This is a genomic window from Aquibacillus saliphilus (genome assembly GCF_020404745.1).
GTDB classification, from domain to species: domain Bacteria; phylum Bacillota; class Bacilli; order Bacillales; family Amphibacillaceae; genus Aquibacillus; species Aquibacillus saliphilus.
Window position 1 is genome coordinate 165,870 of sequence record NZ_JAIZAP010000002.1, and the last position, 16,567, is coordinate 182,436.

At 36.5% G+C, this 16,567-nt stretch carries 15 protein-coding genes; 8 read left to right on the plus strand and 7 right to left on the minus strand.

Going from position 1 to position 16,567, the window contains the following annotated elements:
* Positions 1-215 precede the first annotated feature (215 nt).
* The 5 genes from LD272_RS03365 to eutH all read left to right on the plus strand — a co-directional run bounded on the left by LD272_RS03365 (position 216) and on the right by eutH (position 7,484).
* Entirely contained in the window at positions 216-1,568 is a 1,353-nt protein-coding gene (locus tag LD272_RS03365) for a cytochrome ubiquinol oxidase subunit I (RefSeq protein ID WP_226035181.1), read from the plus strand.
* Positions 1,565-2,578 (plus strand): cytochrome d ubiquinol oxidase subunit II, encoded by a 1,014-nt coding sequence (locus LD272_RS03370; protein WP_226035182.1) that lies wholly within the window; start codon positions 1,565-1,567, stop codon positions 2,576-2,578. Before LD272_RS03365 ends, LD272_RS03370 begins: the two co-directional genes overlap by 4 nt.
* Positions 2,579-2,617: 39 nt before the next feature.
* Positions 2,618-4,351 carry a thiol reductant ABC exporter subunit CydD gene (gene cydD / locus LD272_RS03375; protein ID WP_226035183.1) on the plus strand — a complete coding sequence of 578 codons (1,734 nt, stop codon included), beginning with the start codon at positions 2,618-2,620 and terminating at the stop codon, positions 4,349-4,351.
* Complete coding sequence (gene cydC / locus LD272_RS03380; protein WP_226035184.1) at positions 4,348-6,066, plus strand: thiol reductant ABC exporter subunit CydC; 1,719 nt, start codon at positions 4,348-4,350, stop codon at positions 6,064-6,066. The genes cydD and cydC overlap by 4 nt, the downstream gene beginning before the upstream one ends.
* A gap of 341 nt (positions 6,067-6,407) precedes the next feature.
* On the plus strand, positions 6,408-7,484 hold the full coding sequence (gene eutH, locus LD272_RS03385) for an ethanolamine utilization protein EutH (RefSeq protein WP_226035185.1): 1,077 nt from the start codon (positions 6,408-6,410) through the stop codon (positions 7,482-7,484).
* A gap of 304 nt (positions 7,485-7,788) precedes the next feature.
* Here eutH and LD272_RS03390 read toward each other — a convergent pair whose 3' ends face one another.
* The 4 genes from LD272_RS03390 to LD272_RS03405 form a co-directional block, all read right to left on the minus strand.
* Positions 7,789-7,959, minus strand: a complete 171-nt coding sequence (locus LD272_RS03390; protein WP_226035186.1) for a hypothetical protein — start codon at positions 7,957-7,959, stop codon at positions 7,789-7,791.
* Between the two features lie 430 nt (positions 7,960-8,389).
* Positions 8,390-9,988 (minus strand): PTS sugar transporter, encoded by a 1,599-nt coding sequence (locus LD272_RS03395; RefSeq protein WP_226035187.1) that lies wholly within the window; start codon positions 9,986-9,988, stop codon positions 8,390-8,392.
* A 443-nt stretch (positions 9,989-10,431) separates the two neighbouring features.
* Positions 10,432-10,884 (minus strand): GNAT family N-acetyltransferase, encoded by a 453-nt coding sequence (locus LD272_RS03400; protein WP_226035188.1) that lies wholly within the window; start codon positions 10,882-10,884, stop codon positions 10,432-10,434.
* A 308-nt stretch (positions 10,885-11,192) separates the two neighbouring features.
* Positions 11,193-11,576: a VOC family protein gene (locus LD272_RS03405; protein ID WP_226035189.1), complete on the minus strand. Its 384-nt coding sequence runs from the start codon at positions 11,574-11,576 to the stop codon at positions 11,193-11,195.
* A 198-nt stretch (positions 11,577-11,774) separates the two neighbouring features.
* On the opposite strand from LD272_RS03405, the gene LD272_RS03410 reads away from it, so the two are divergent.
* Positions 11,775-12,080 (plus strand): hypothetical protein, encoded by a 306-nt coding sequence (locus LD272_RS03410; protein ID WP_226035190.1) that lies wholly within the window; start codon positions 11,775-11,777, stop codon positions 12,078-12,080.
* 336 nt (positions 12,081-12,416) lie between these two features.
* Complete coding sequence (locus LD272_RS03415) at positions 12,417-12,731, plus strand: EamA family transporter (protein WP_226035191.1); 315 nt, start codon at positions 12,417-12,419, stop codon at positions 12,729-12,731.
* Positions 12,732-13,199: 468 nt separating this feature from the next.
* Here LD272_RS03415 and LD272_RS03420 read toward each other — a convergent pair whose 3' ends face one another.
* Positions 13,200-13,769 (minus strand): CBO0543 family protein, encoded by a 570-nt coding sequence (locus tag LD272_RS03420; RefSeq protein ID WP_226035192.1) that lies wholly within the window; start codon positions 13,767-13,769, stop codon positions 13,200-13,202.
* A 196-nt stretch (positions 13,770-13,965) separates the two neighbouring features.
* On the opposite strand from LD272_RS03420, the gene LD272_RS03425 reads away from it, so the two are divergent.
* Complete coding sequence (locus LD272_RS03425) at positions 13,966-15,699, plus strand: ABC transporter ATP-binding protein (protein WP_226035193.1); 1,734 nt, start codon at positions 13,966-13,968, stop codon at positions 15,697-15,699.
* A 22-nt stretch (positions 15,700-15,721) separates the two neighbouring features.
* Here LD272_RS03425 and LD272_RS03430 read toward each other — a convergent pair whose 3' ends face one another.
* Together LD272_RS03430 and LD272_RS03435 are read right to left on the minus strand one after the other, a co-directional pair.
* Positions 15,722-15,898, minus strand: a complete 177-nt coding sequence (locus LD272_RS03430) for a hypothetical protein (protein ID WP_226035194.1) — start codon at positions 15,896-15,898, stop codon at positions 15,722-15,724.
* A 104-nt stretch (positions 15,899-16,002) separates the two neighbouring features.
* Complete coding sequence (locus tag LD272_RS03435; protein ID WP_226035195.1) at positions 16,003-16,440, minus strand: Rrf2 family transcriptional regulator; 438 nt, start codon at positions 16,438-16,440, stop codon at positions 16,003-16,005.
* Positions 16,441-16,567: the final 127 nt, after the last annotated feature.

The window sequence follows — 16,567 nt, forward strand, 5'->3', positions numbered from 1 at the left end:
TGTCGTTTATAGAAAATTGTCATAGATGCGTGACTGTCAATTCCTCCCTGTGATTCCACGCATTGGTGAAAGTCACTAAACCGTCACAAAAAGGTCATGTATCATTCACAAATTACCAAAAAGTCGATAACTATTATTATTTAACAAATGTTAAAATAGAGACCATGTTTGTATATAGGTTCACTTGATTGGATAATGTACGAGGAGGATTTTAAATGGAATTTGATACAGTCACCATGAGTAGATTAATCACAGCAATGACCCTAACTTTTCATATCATCTTTGCTACATTGGGTGTTGGTGTGCCATTATTTATTTCATTAGCTGAGTTTATTGGGATTAAAAAGCAAGACAAACATTATGAATTATTAGCAAAACGCTGGTCGAGAGGCTTTATCATAACAGTAGCAATCGGGGTTGTAACTGGTACAGCTATTGGTTTACAGCTATCTTTAGTTTGGCCTAATTTTATGCAGCTTGCTGGTAATGTAATTGCTTTACCATTATTTATGGAAGTTTTTGCTTTCTTCTTTGAAGCTATTTTCTTAGGTATTTATTTATATACATGGGATCGTTTTAAAGGTAAATACACGCATTGGCTAATTTCCTTACCGGTTGTAATCGGGGCGGGTATGTCAGCTGTATTTATAACGACTGTAAATTCGTTTATGAATTCACCTGATGGCTTTACAATAGCAAATGGGGAATTTGCTGCTGTTAACCCTCTAGAGGCGATGTTAAATCCATCTTCTCCAGTTAGAATTGCGCACGTCGTAGGTGGATCATATCTTACAGTTGCAGCAATCTTAGCAACGATTGCGGCTGTTGCATTATTACGTAATAAGGGTGCTAAAGATTATCATAAAAAGGCACTAAAAATGACCGTTATAGCTATGTTTGTTTTTTCTGTATTGACTGCAGTAGCGGGGGATTTCTCTGCAAAATATTTGGCGAACAATCAAACGGAAAAATTAGCTGCAGCTGAATGGCTATTTGAAACAGAAGAGAATGCCGATTTGATATTATTCGGCTGGCTAAACGAGGATAATGAAGTAGTTGGCGAGATTCGACTACCTGGTTTTCTTAGTTTTTTAGCTCATGGCAACTTTATGAGTGAGGTAACAGGTTTAGAAGCAACACCAGAAGACGAACGGCCATCATTATGGATACATTATTTGTTTGATTTAATGGTGTCGATTGGCTTTTTCTTACTTGCTATTTCTTTCCTTTACCTAGTAATAAGTAAAATTAAACGATGGAACGTTAATAATAAATTCATGCTCTGGCTCTTAGCCTTAAGTGGTCCACTAGCGATGTTAGCAGTAGAATTTGGTTGGATTTTCGCGGAACTTGGAAGACAGCCGTGGATTTTAAGAGGTTATATGACAGTAAATGAAGCAGCAACGTCTTCTCCATATATAACGCATATGTTCTTTTTATTCTTAGCGCTATATATTGTTCTTGGAACACTATTTGTCATTACGTTAAGGAAATTATTTAAAGACAATCCAGCTGAACTAGAATTTGAGAAGCAATACCCTGAACTAGAAAAGGGGGATGACAAATGAGTTATGAAATAGTAGGAGTTACAGTTCTATGGTTGTTTTTGTATGGTTATCTAATCGTTGCCTCGATTGATTTTGGAGCAGGTTTTTTCGCTTATTATGCAAAAGTTACGAAACGAGATCACATCATAAATAAAATTATTTCAAGATATCTATCACCTGTTTGGGAAGTTACCAATGTGTTTCTTGTTTTCTTTTTTGTTGGTATCGTTGGGTTTTTCCCATCAACAGCTTATTATTATGGATCAGCTTTACTCGTACCTGCAAGTTTCGCAATCATCTTGCTAGCGATACGCGGATCTTTTTATGCGTTTGAAAATTATGGTTCAAAACAAAGCAATGTTTATATGTTTTTATATGGTGCGACAGGTTTGTTAATTCCTGCGTCATTGTCTGTTGCATTGACCATTTCAGAGGGTGGCTTCATTACCGAAGAAAATGGTGTTGTCTCTTTGAAATATGCGGAGCTATTCACAAGTCCATTAGCTTGGAGTATTGTCGCCTTAGCGATCGCTGCAATATTATTCATTAGTGCAAGCTTTTTAACCTACTATGCTTCAAGAGCAAACGATGAAGGTGCACTCAAACTAGTACGGAGATGGGCGTTGTTTTGGGCGACGCCAACAATTATTATGGCACTTACGACAATGATTGCTTTAAGTCAGCGTAATCAACGCCATTTTGATAATATGTTAGATTTGTGGTGGATTTTTGGTTTATCGATGGGATTCTTCTTAATTGCCATGGGTCTTTTGTATATCGGTAGAAATTATGGGACGGCATTTATTGCGGTCATGCTACAATTTTTCTTTGCATTTTTTGGATATGGAATCGCACAGTATCCATATTTGCTTGATCCATATATCCATATTGAATCTAGTGTAACGAATGAATCGATGGGGTTAGCATTAATTATAGCCTTTATTGGCGGACTACTCTTGTTAGTTCCTTCGCTGATTTTATTGATGCGTTTATTTTTATTTAATGCAGATTATGCTAAAGGGAAAAAGTAATCAAGCACGCAAAATTTGTATTAGAGGACTGAATCGTTCATGCAAAATTTAAAGAAAACCGTGTGGATGCATAATAAAAGGCTCTATTTTTTAGTTGGGTTAACGTTGTTACTAGGGTTTGCTATTGTTGTACAGGCCTTTCTTATGACAACTATTGTTGAGGGTGTTTTCCTTGAGAATCTGTCTTTTTCAGCTATTACCACGTGGTTAGTAGCTTTGGTTCTTATATTATTGATTCGAGCTGTTTCCGATTATCTAAGTAAACGGATCGGCGTATCGATTGCCAGTGATGTTAAACGTGATGTTCGCAAACGGTTAATAACAAAATATGCCCAGCAGCCTGTTCAGCTTGCAGAAAAAGGACAAACAGGTAAAAAAGTAAGCATGCTACTAGATGGTGTCGATGAAATGGATAGTTTTTATAGTCAATTTATCCCACAAGTGATGCAAAGTACATTTGTACCGTTACTTGCTATGATTGTCGTCTTCACACAGCATGTTAATTCAGGGATTATTTTGCTTTTATCTGCACCATTTATTCCGATCTTTATGATTGTTATTGGCATGAAAACGCAAAAAAAGTCAGAAGAAAAGTTAGAAAAATTAGCTTCTTTTTCGGGCACTTTCTTAGATACATTAAAAGGACTTGTTACATTAAAATTATTTGGGCGAACAAAAAGGCAACAAGATGAAATTGAAAAAAGTAGTTTAGGCTTTCGGGATACAACGATGGATATCTTGAAGGTTGCTTTTACACAATCATTTATGCTTGAAATTATTTCAATGCTTAGTATTGGTATTGTTGCATTAGAACTAGCCATTCAGTTGATTATATATGAAAGTATTTCGTTTTTTACCGCATTTGTGATATTAATTCTCGTACCAGAATTCTTTACCGCATTAAAAGAGCTCGGTACGACGTTTCATAATGGCAGAAGTAGTATGGGAGCAGCGAATAAGGTTTTAGAAGAGTTCGACACAGAAGATGACACGATAAAGTGGGGAAAACGTGAGTTAGTCAAGCAGGATGTCCCACCAACGATTCAGTTGGATCAGCTCGGGTTTAGCTATCCAGATAGTAATTTTCATCTAGAAGCAATCGATGCCACGTTTTCACCGAAACAAAAAATAGCAATAGTTGGTGCAAGTGGGGCAGGGAAGTCAACGATGCTTCATCTACTTGCTGGTATGATTACTCCGCAACATGGCGCAATCAAAATTAACCAACAAGATCTTGTACACTTTACGGAAAAATCATGGTTAGCTCAGCTTTCTTATATTTCGCAGAATCCTTATATTTTTTCAGGTACGATTGGGGAAAACATCGCGATGGGAACAACTGCTTCTGTCAGTGAAGAAGCTATTCAACAAGCTGCACAATCAGCAGGAATTGCACCGTTAATCGAATCGCTAGAAAAAAACTACCACACCAAAGTTGGAGAAGCAGGTCGCGGTTTGTCCAGTGGCGAGAAACAACGGGTATCGATTGCGCGTGCCTTCCTGAAAAAACCAAACGTTGTTTTACTTGATGAGCCAACAAGAGGTCTTGATCTTGCTACCGAAAAAATCTTGCAGCAATCAATTGAAAAGTTAAATGAAACAGCGACAGTTATTACGGTGGCGCATCGACTGCACACAATCAAAACAGCCGATCAGATTCTGTTTTTGGAAAATGGTCAATTACAGGCGGTTGGGACACATCAATCGTTGTTAGATAACTTACCTGCTTACCGGGAAATGGTTTCGATCCAACAAGGGGGAGAACAGGCATGAGAGATCTTCAAAAAGTCATCAAATTGATGCTGATGGAGAAAAAGGATATTATCCTTGCGATTTTTCTTGGTTTCATTGCTGGAATTAGTAGTGTAGGTCTATTTGCTGCAAGTGGATACCTTATCTCTAAAGCCGCCCTCACACCGCCTTTTTATGCATTGATTATCCTAACTTCGACAGTTAAATTACTCGGATTTGTTAAAGCTTTCGCTAAATACGGCGAGCGTCTTTATTCACATCGTGCTACATTTACGATTTTGAGCAATTTACGTGTTGCTTTTTTTGAAAAATTAGAGCCGCTCGTGCCGAATGTTTTTCATAAATATAGAAGTGGTGATTTGCTAGGTCGTGTCGTTGGTGATGTAGAGAGTTTACAAAATTTCTTTTTACGTGTTTTTTACCCGCCACTTGTCCTATTACTCGTTTTTGTTAGTACAATCTTTTTTACTAGTTTTTATTCGATGGCAATCGCTGTGATTTTGTTGGTCGGATTTTTACTGACGGCAATTGTTATTCCGGGACTGTTTTCTCTACGACAAATGAAAATTAATGGCAGAGTAAGACAAGAACGTGGGGACCTTTCCACGGAAATCACCGAATTGATGTATGGTTTTCGTGATTTGAAGCTGTTTCAACAATTAGACTTGAAACAAGACCAGCTTCTAGCCCAATCACAAACCTACATTAATGAACAAAAACAAGAAAATATTAACAAGGTCTATAGTCAATCGTTCAATGGCTTTATTACCTTTATCATCAGTTGGTTTGTTTTAGCTGTTGGTGCTTATTTGGTTATCGATGGCACGTTAGATGGGATCTTTTTGGCAATGCTTGTGATGATTTCGTTAACAGTCTTCGAACCAGCAGCACCGATGGCAGTGTTTCCAATTTATATGCAGGAAAGCCGAGATGCATCGACTAGGTTATATGATGTAGTCGACGACCCGGACATCCAAGTAAGTGAGGCTACTACAACAGTTGATCAATTACCAGATGCGGCACCAGCGCTTATATTTCGTGATATCCGGTTTGGCTACATGGGAGATTGGCGGACAACGATTCCTAAACTTTCATTATCGATACCATCTGGATCAAAAACGGCGATTGTTGGCGCTAGTGGTTCTGGTAAATCCACCTTGCTACAGCTTGTGTTAAAGTTACAGCAAGTGCAATCAGGGGAAATTTACTGGAATCAACACGATATATCTACTGTGTCAGGAAATGCGATGTGGGAGCAGGCAAAAGTTGTCTTGCAAGAAAATCACTTCTTTTACGGAACTATCCGTGAAAACTTATTGCTTGCAGATACTGAACTAGATGATGTTTTACTAAAAAGTGTGTTAGCGAAGGTTCAACTTAATCTGTTTTCACTTGATGATCATGTATCGGAAAATGGGGAGAATCTTTCTGGTGGGGAAAAGCAGCGCTTGGCAATTGCTAGAGCACTGCTTAAAAAAGGACATCTATGGGTGTTAGATGAACCAACGTCATCATTAGATTCACGAACAGAACAAAGCATTTATCATCACCTGTTTGCACAAGCAGAAAATGACACATTACTGTTGGTCAGTCATCGTTTGACAGGACTAGAAAAGATGGATCAAATTATTGTCATGGATCATGGTCAAATTATCGAGTCAGGTTCATACTCGGAACTAATGGAAAAACAAGGATATTTTTATCAAATGAAAACATTAGAGGATAGCTTGCTCTAAAATTTTGTTTGATAATAAAGATAAATAAAGCATAAAAATGTCATGCATTTTAGGAAAATAAGAATGAAAAGAGCTAAGCAGATGTTGTTGCTTAGCTCTTTTGATACATCATTGCAATAATTTCCACGTTTCTATCCTATTTTCGATCCATATCTCCGTCATTCCTTCTAATCAAAATTAAGTCTGAGATAGATAATCTTACTACTACTGTGAATATTCATGTTAAAATAAATGCTTAGATTGTGAAGGACTTATGCCCTGAGCTAATACAGCAGGTAAACATCACAACTAATATAATAATTGGGGATTTATATGTCCTTTATACAACGGGGGATAAAAAAATGGGGGTTAATGACATAATAGTATATATTGTAATCGGCTTTTTTTGTTTAGGTGCGATTGATAAATGTTTGGGTAACAGATGGGGACTTGGTACCCGTTTTACAGATGGTTTTATGACAATGGGGTCACTTACACTTGCGATGGTTGGAATTATCTCATTAGCACCTGTAATAGCAAAAATTTTAACACCCATTATTGCACCTGTTTATGGATTATTTGGTGCAGATCCTGCTTCATTTGCGAATACTCTATTAGCTCTAGATATGGGAGGTTATTCATTAGCGACGGAGATGTCTCAGGGTGAGGAGTCTGAACTGTTTGCGTGGGTTTTTTTAGGGACGATGATGGGACCGACGTTAGCTTTTACAATCCCGGTGGGGCTAAGCATCATTAAAAAGGAAGATCAAAAGTACTTTGCTAAAGGAATTCTATTAGGTTTAATAACTGTTCCTATTGGATGTTTAATTGGTGGAGTTGTCGCAGATTTATCTATACTAGTTATTATAAAAAACCTGATACCTACTATTATTTTGTCTATTTTTATCTCAATCGGATTATTTAAATATACAGATAAGATGATAGCTGGATTCTCCGTTTTTGCAAAAGGTATCGAAATTATAGGTATAATTGGCCTAGCTGCAATTTCTGTTGAAACCTATACGGGTATAGTAGTTATCCCTCATATGACACCACTTGTTGAAGGAATTAAAATTGTTGCGATGATTGCTGTTTTTCTTGCGGGGGCATTTCCGATGGTATCTTTTATATCACTTATTCTTAAAAAACCATTGAAGAAAATTGGGGCAATAATAGGCATTAGTGATACCTCAACAGCTGGAATGGTCGCAAGTTTAGCTCATAACATTCCAATGTTAGCTTTAATTAATGATATGGATCCTAGAGGAAAAATAATTAATGTTGCCTTTGCTGTAAGTGGTGCTTTCGTTTTGGGAGGCCATTTAGGTTTTGTTGCTGGAATTAACAAAGAAATTGTCTTTGCGATGATTGTTGGAAAATTAGTAGGAGGGTTTAGTGCAGTACTTCTAGCTATTTTTGTAACTAGAAAAATTGTCTAGATTCATAGAGCATTGCTGCTGTTACCAAACACAAAACCTATGACGTTTTTTATTTTAATTCTTTTGCTTTGAGCACCAATGATCTACTGGCGCTCTTTCGAAAAATAGCAACCTTTTAGTTTAAAGAATATGCATCATTGCTTACTTTCTGTTTTTAAAACTAGAAAAAACCACAAATAAAAATAGTATTAAAAATACAATCCCAACACCTAGCAATAGGTTAATAAATCCTCCCATATAAAGCCTCCTATATTACAGTATTAAGCTATTTCCTTATTGTTGCAAAGCACCCTTTGGTGAAAATTCAATTTTTCTGAGATTTCTTAGATGAAGTAATTGTTACATGATAAAAAGTTGCACCTGTGCAGAAAGCAAATAAAAAGTCAGCTGTAAAAACTTCAGTAAAAATACCAAGAATAAACCATCCCAAGATAACTCCAGCCAAATACATAATCAATGTTTTAATATCCGTCATCTTTAATTTCCCCTCTACCTGTACATATAGAATCGCACCAAATAGTTTTATTTTAACCGTTTACAATATCTGTATTTATTTTACCATAACTATTCTGGCTTAGAAGAGGGAATTATTTAAGACTTTATTCATCTAAATATACAAAAACTTACAAAACATATTTTTAGTAAATCAAACAACGAATTCCATCTTATATCAGTTGGTATTTTATCATAGTAATTATTGCCAGTTTTAGCACTACTTTTAGGGCATTATTCTAAGTGACAAAATGATAAATGATTCATTTGAACGCAGGTTTGCTAATGAAAAAATTGCGCACTAAATCTTGTGGGATTTAGTGCGCTTAATATAATCTTATTCTTCTCCAACATAAGGGAACTACTTACAAGTTAGGGCGAGTTTTATCTTATTTTATATACCACTTTTAAAACTATACCGAAATCTTTTCATTTTCATCCTGGTGTACATTTTGTTCTACCTTTTTAGCTGGCCATCTGTTTGCTAGAATCGTGATTGTTAGGGCTAAAGCAAACGGAACCAGCATAGCAATAATGAATCCAAGGGGATTATTTGCAAGTAGAGGTGCAGTAAATGTCGGTACATATGCTGTTCCGCGAATATCAAACAAGCCGACTAATGCTCCGCCAACACCACCAGATACGAGTGCACCGGCAAACACCCACTTACTAGAAAACATAAATGGATAGGCTGATTCAACAAATGTTCCAAAGCCGACATTAATTGCGAAACCAGGTGTTGCGACGGCGGCTTCTCCTTTATCACGGGGACTAATGATGTTTGCTAGGTTAATTCCAGCAGCAACCATAACTAGACCAACCATATCAACAGCGCCTAGAAAACTATTACCCGTTCTCTCCATCTCTAGTAAAACAATTGGTAGAATAGCAGCATGATAAATTCCTCCAAGAATCGCTGGCCAAATCAGCACACCAGCAATTAAGCCCGCTATAATTGGATTGAATGCTATAGTTACTTCTATTACTTGCTTAATTAAATCTCCTAGAGTTAAAGCCACCGGGCCTATGAAATAATAGATTAATAGACCAGCGATTAAACCAGCAAATCCACCTGCTGCAATATTAACAGTGGTCATTGGGAAGCGCCATTTAACAAATTTTTGGAACAAGACTCTGACAAATAACCCGGCAAGAATACCACCGATCATCCCGCCGATAATACCACCATCTACTGATAGGACGCCTGCGATAACACCAGCAACAATCGACACTTCATCTAATTCGGATACCTGCTTAGCAGCAATAACAGCAATGATTACAGGAAGTGCACCAATTAAAACATCAAATACGTCACCTAGCATGCCAAAACCAGGTATTTTACTTAGGGCAAGGATAAGTGCCATCGCAATAAATCCTGGCAAGGCAGACATCATAATCCCGCGAATATTTATATTTTTTAATCCAAGCCCATCTGATAGATCATTGTTATTATCATGTTTTCCAAGTAGCGGGCGATAAGAGAACCCAAAATGATTGGTTAATGAAGTAACAAACGAAACTGCTCTGGTACGATTAGTTGTCCCAGTTGTTCCGGAAGTTGCAATAACATTTGCTCCCATTGAACTGATTAGTGCCATTGACGTGCCACCAGTCCCAACGATTGGAATTCTTTTTTCAGCAGCTGCTTTTAATGTTTGTTGATTTGCCGATTTGGGATCCCCGCTCATAACGATTAATCCGTCAATCGTCCCAGCAAGAATCTTCCCGGCAATCTCTTCATCTAGCACTCGTGCTTGTTGATTGATTTCCTCTAATGTTGCTTCACTGTGTTGGGTAAACTCTCCATCTGAGTTTATTGTCCATAACGATGCTATCGTTGTTGGTTTAGCTGCATCCATCGATTCGTTAGCGGCGATAAACTGAATCGTTTCTAATTCTAGCTCAGTACTGTTCGTTTGATTTTGTATTTCGGCTAATAGCTTTTTGGGATCTTTACCGCCTAAGTTGTATAGGTTACCTCCACTACTTCCGATAATTCCAATCTTCTTCATGTTTTCGATTCTCCCCCATACTATAATAATACTTACTATCTTTATGTATCTAAATAGTATAAAGGAAAATTGTTTATTACGCTACTAGAGTAAAGTGATAAAGTGAAAGTTCGATCTGTTTTTTTAGGTATCGGTTCGTGCAACGGGATGGGTTTTGAGTGCGGAAAATAAAAAGTATTGAAATAGGGAGTGTTCAACTTTAAATGTAAAAATAGCTTGATTTCATGCTGTTTTCTTTATTGGTGCGCCAGGCATGTTCATCAACTAGACGGTGAAAGTCCGATATTGGGGTTATGCGAACCATCAACTGAAGGATAAGGTGTCCATGTAGTGGTGAAATCTGAAGGAAGATCTAGACAATCCCCTTGGTCTGGGTACACGAACCTCTATGGTTAATTTTGAAATCAGACATTATATTAAACTCTCCCTAATCTTTTTTTACACTATAAATCTTGAGATAAACGAACCATATCTCGGCACTTGATACCATTTTCAAAAAATTCTTCTGGATAATGTTTAACAAAAAAGTCCATATCAACACCAATTATTCTGAAGCCACATTTTTGATAAAGAGCCAATTGTCCAATCCCAGAATTTCCAGTTCCTATTTCTATTGTTTTATAGCCTTTTGTCTTAGCTACCTTAATTGCATCCATTACCAACTGCTTCCCTATACCTCTACCATGTTGCTTTTCTATGACTGCAACATTCACCAGTTCCACTGTTTTTGGTCTCGTTGGAAGTAATACATAAACCCCAACAATTTGCTGTTCGCTTTTAGCTACAAAACATTCGCCCCTTTTAACATATTTTTCAACAATCTCTTTGCAAGGATCAGCCAATAACAATAATTCCATTGGAACTTTGTCACCTTTATAAAGTTTCTTAATATTCATTTTAATCACCTTTGTTAATATCTAATTTCTTTGATTATACATCATCTCAAACTAAATGGTGTTTAGTGGAATAAAGATGCAATTCCTTATTCAAGGAAAGTGCTCGTATTATATGATAATGTACTCACAATGCTGTATTTTTAATTGGAGAATAACAGGAATGTCATTTGCTTTTAACTTTTAAAAATGTATAACCCTGTCCTAAAATTACAACAGGGTTAACATAAAGCTGATTAATTCTTAATTTCAAAAAATACTTCATCACACTTAAAATTTTTCAGTAAAATCGTACTAAGTTATCGATGAAGCTACTGTTGTATTATCTGGATAAGGTTGCCGCATGTATCGTCGAAGACAGCTATTGTGACTTCGCCCATTTCTGTCGGTTCCATAGTGAACTTTACACTTTTTTCTATTAATCGTTTGTACTCTTTACGAATATTTGCAACGCCAAACATTGTTACTGGTATGCCATCGGCAAATAGCTTCTGTTGATACTCTTTGGCAGCGGGATGGTCATTCGGTTCGAGTAAAAGCTCAGTACCGTCTTGTTCATCGGGAGAAACAAGTGTTATCCACCTAAATTCTCCTGTAGGAACGTCATGCTTTTTTACAAATCCTAACGTTTCTGAATAAAATTCGAGTGCTTTGTCTTGGTCTTCTACGAATATACTGGTAACAATAATTTTCATAATGTTTTTGCCTCCTTTAATACTTTTAAACACTAGTGACAGGTGATTAAAATTAAAAAACATGCGTATTTTGAATGATAGAAGTCATGTTATACTTGTTGTACTATTAATTTGATTGATTTTCAATAAAAACTTTCAACAAACGACCATTTAATAGAATGGAATTTTAAGTAATTAAAAGTGAAGGGAGGTTCTAACATGGGCTTTGTCATGGCAATTGCGCCTGTTGTAATAGTGGGAGTGATTGTAGTATTTGTAATTGAAAGGCTTAAACATAAATATAACCATGGTAAGCTAGGTAAGAAAAAATCAAAAAGCGCCCAAGATTTATTAGATAGTTTAATACCATTTGGAATGCTTTTTGGTTGTGCTATCGGTGTGATCTTGGGCATTTTTTCCCCGATTTCTCTACTATATACAGTTAGTTTAGGAGCCGGATTCGGCTATTTGTTTGGATATTTTGCTTATGAAATTTATAGTAATAAAGAAAATAATTATTCTTGAAGATAAAAAGGTCTAATTCATCGCTTAAAAAGAGTAATTAGACTTTTTTTATTCTTTATTATTTTTGTGAAAGATATTGTCAGCCAAACCGTATTTGTATTTTCAACAAACAAGGGTTTAACGAAAGAAGGAGACATGTATGCTACATTTTCAGAAAAAGTGCATGATACTGAAATCCACTTTTGGAGCCGTTTTTAAACAGACTTTCTCCTCACCTTATCCACATTCCCCAAACAAAGATGATCATACTGACGTTGCCAAGGATACTGGCATAATATTCCCTAACCTGTTTGTTTAACCGGTGTAGGAATGTTAATTATTGAACCAGGAGTTGTAATGAAGGTCGCGGAACCATCCATTTTCTTTCCATTACTTATTTTAGGTGGCTTCAGCTCTGGACTCGGGTACGTAATTTTCTACAGGCTCGTATCAACAGGCGGTGCAGTGTTCGGTTCATTTCTTACATTTTTAATTCCATTTGTATCGGTTTTGTTGGGTGTGCTGGTATTGAAAGAACCATTTGGTTTCACCTTTTTAATCGGATTTATCTTGGTTCTCATTAGCTTACTACTGATGAACTGGCAGGTATTGATGAAGAGAAAACAGACATTCTCAGGAAGCATAGATAAATCGGTGGGGAAGAGTTCATGATAATGGACTCTTTTTTTGTGTGACAAAATTCAGCTGATTTTTATTGTAGGTGTTTATTTTATACTAAATTGCCAAAAATGATTCCCCTTTTCCCAGTAAGTTATTTAGCAGTATTAACCTTCTTTGACCTACTAAATGGGTAAGTGAATAGTCTACTATTCGTTCCACATAATAATTTATATTTATTTTCCTACTACTAAAGATGATATAATTTAACCTAGTTGCTGGAAAGTTAGTTGCCCCTTACTTAAACAAAGTATCAATTACACAGCACAAAAGAATATAGCCTCAAAAAAGGTGGTTCCATAGAAAGTACCTGACACCAATTTTTTGAGTTATCACTGCTAACTTTATTAAGTATGCATTATTTGATTAGTCTTAAAGCTTCATAAAGATTCTTTTGCTCATTATATAAAGCAGTAAACCTTCGGAATTAGAGGGAGGTAAGTTGCACTGTAGCTGAGTGCCTCAAACACCTGAGTGAATTTTAAAGTGCGCATAGTTATCTCGTAAACTTGTCCAGTATCCGATTAAAAAAATGAAAAAGTAAATCGGAAAAGAATAATAAGTTTCCCAATGTATCCTTTTATAAAAGTCAAAATACTCAAAGATGTTTCCACCAACAAAGGAAGATAAGAAAGCGAAAATTAGTGCTTTTAACAATGGTGAGAAATGAGGTTTGTACTCGATTAAACTAATAACTATTACTGGAACTAACGTTGAGTCCCAAGGTAGATATGCAGGCATCCACGGAAACACTTCATAATTATAGAGCCATAACCCAAATTGAACACCTAAAAAATCTAAAAAAGAAGCAATAATTATGATAATAAAACCTGAATAGAGCAATCTATTTCTACTATCTTTTTGACTGACTAAAAACCATATTATCCAAGGTAAAATAGATAGACATAATCCAATCCACCATTGTGGTGTAAATAAGACACTGTCTAACCATAGGGATGTTTTTAGTTGTTGTGTTTCAACAACTGACTCATTTAATTCAATATTATTCTGAAAATAATTGGATTGAAGCACAAAAACAACTCCCTCATTTTTAAAATTATCATTTACCAATTACAATCAAATTATAAATAGTGGGGAAAAGGTTCTTGTATTCAAAGACTTTAAGAGAAGTAAGCAGGTTAATTGATTAAACATATAAGAGTTTCATGTTTTTGAAAACAATGGTTCTCTTGACTTCAAAATACGTATTACATAGGAGCAATAGAAAATGGCCTCAAAAAAAGATGGTTTAAAACCATTTATATCACTAATGTTATCAACAAACATACCTAAATTGGCACTAACAATTGGTTTAATAGGAAGTGTTATTACAACGCTTGTCGGGCTTACGATACCATTACTAACTAGAGAATTAGTTGATGGCTTTACCGTCGAATCATTAAGCATTTTTCTTATCATAACAATGGGCGTTGTCTTTATTTTACAAGCAGTTATCGACGGCGTATCTACTTATTTACTCTCTGCAGTAGGGCAAAAAATTGTCGCTCGATTGCGTGAGAAGATGTGGTTGAAACTGATTCGGTTACCAGTAAGTTATTCTGATAAAACAACGAGCGGAGAATCGGTGAGTCGGGTTGTTAGTGACACCGGAATTGTGAAGGATTTAATTTCACAGCATTTTCCACAATTTATTACCGGTTTAATTTCTATTATTGGTGCGGTAACAATCTTATTGATTATGGATTGGAAAATGACATTAATCATGTTGATAGCCGTCCCAATTACAGTAGCAATTATGGTCCCTCTTGGCGGACAGATGGCAAAAATATCACGAGGATTACAAGATGAAACAGCTGTTTTCACCGGGATAATCCAACAGACATTGAGTGAGATTCGCCTAATGAAATCTTCAACGGCTGAAAAGGTTGAAGAGAAAAAAGGGGTATCTGGTGTTGGAAAGTTATTAAATTACGGTTTAAAGGAAGCCCGGATTTTCGCGATGATCGGACCGTTTATGTATTTGGTTGTTATGGTTGTCATTGTAGTCATTATTGCTTATGGAGGAATCCGTGTTGCAGAAGGATCGATGTCAACAGGCTCGCTTGTTGCCTTTTTGCTTTACCTATTTCAAATTATTTTTCCGATTACTTCGTTTGCAATGTTTTTCACCCAATTGCAAAAGGCGAAGGGTGCAACGGAGCGGATCATTGCTATTTTGGAAATTGATGAGGAAGAGGGACAAGAAGGAATCGACAAGGATATATCCAATCAACCTCTCCATGTAACGAATGTTTCTTTTGCCTATAATGAGGCAGAGCCTATCATTGAAAATGTCTCGTTCCGTGCAGAGTCTGGTGAGATGATCGCCTTTGCTGGACCAAGTGGCGGAGGAAAAACGACTTTATTTGGCTTGTTAGAAAGGTATTACCAACCAACAGCAGGGGAAATACGAATCGGTGATACACCGATAAACGAGTTCTTGATGAAGTCATGGCGCAGTCAAATCGGTTATGTATCCCAAGAAAGTGCGATGATGGCTGGAACTATCCGTGATAATTTAAGTTATGGATTAAGTGATCGGGAAAGTATATCAGATCAACGTCTCTGGGAAGTCGCTAAAATGGCCTATGCAGATCAGTTTATTCAATCATTCGATAAAGGATTAGACACAGAGGTAGGAGAACGTGGTGTTAAATTATCAGGTGGACAAAGGCAGCGGATAGCAATTGCTCGTGCATTTTTACGAGATCCCAAGATACTGATGATGGATGAAGCGACTGCAAGCTTAGATAGTCAATCAGAAAGTGTTGTCCAACAAGCATTAGCACGATTAATGGAAGGACGAACAACCTTCGTAATCGCCCACCGGCTATCAACCATCGTAGATGCGGATAAAATCATCTTTATCGATAAAGGAAAAGTAACAGGAACCGGAACACATCTGGAGCTGACGAAAACACATGAACTGTATCGTCAATTTGCTGAACAACAGTTGTCGTAGGTGGATGATAAGGGATAAGGGTTTATAAACCAGCCTTATTCTTTTTACATGAATGATACCTGTTTTCGAACAGTGCCTGGTCTCTTTTCTGCTTCCTGTTTGAATAATTAATAACTAAAATCACAGAGGCTGTACAGTTACCAGTTACATATTGTTCCTCAATTGGTTTCAGTACACGGGCATGCTCATCGGTTACCATCCCAACTTTAGTTCCTAAGTCACCAGGTTTTACAATAGTATGAAGTGAACGCCCTCCATTGGTAAGATATGGATTATTTTACGTAAAAAAAAGACATCCTGCTGTTATGAATGTCTTTCTTCCTTTTCCTCTATATCCTTCACAACATCTTCAATGGTTACGTTTCCTAATACTTTCTCCAATGCTATTTGAGCGGTAGATAGGATCGGAGTAATTGTATCTTGAATATTCTTTCCGACAATACATTTAGGATTTGGGTTATCATGAACGCTGAACAATTCATTGTCCTGTACGACATCGACTGCTTTATAGACGTCTAGTAATGTAATATCAGATAAACTCCTTGCAAGCTTAGAACCGGCAATTCCCGGACGAACTTCTATTAGGCCAGCTTTCTTTAACATACCGAGGATTTTTCTAATTAAGGCAGGATTTGTGTTAACGCTTCCTGCTAAATACTCTGATGAGCTTACCCCATCTTTATTAAACTCTAGCAAAGACAATATATGAATTCCTACAGAAAACCGACTACTGATGGACATAAACAATCACCTTCCTCAAAATCAAAATAAGTACTTATCATGGATAACAAGTCTTATTATACGCTAATTTTGTGAGATACTATCAAATATTTGCGAACGTAAATGTTTGACAAAAACATTACCTGTA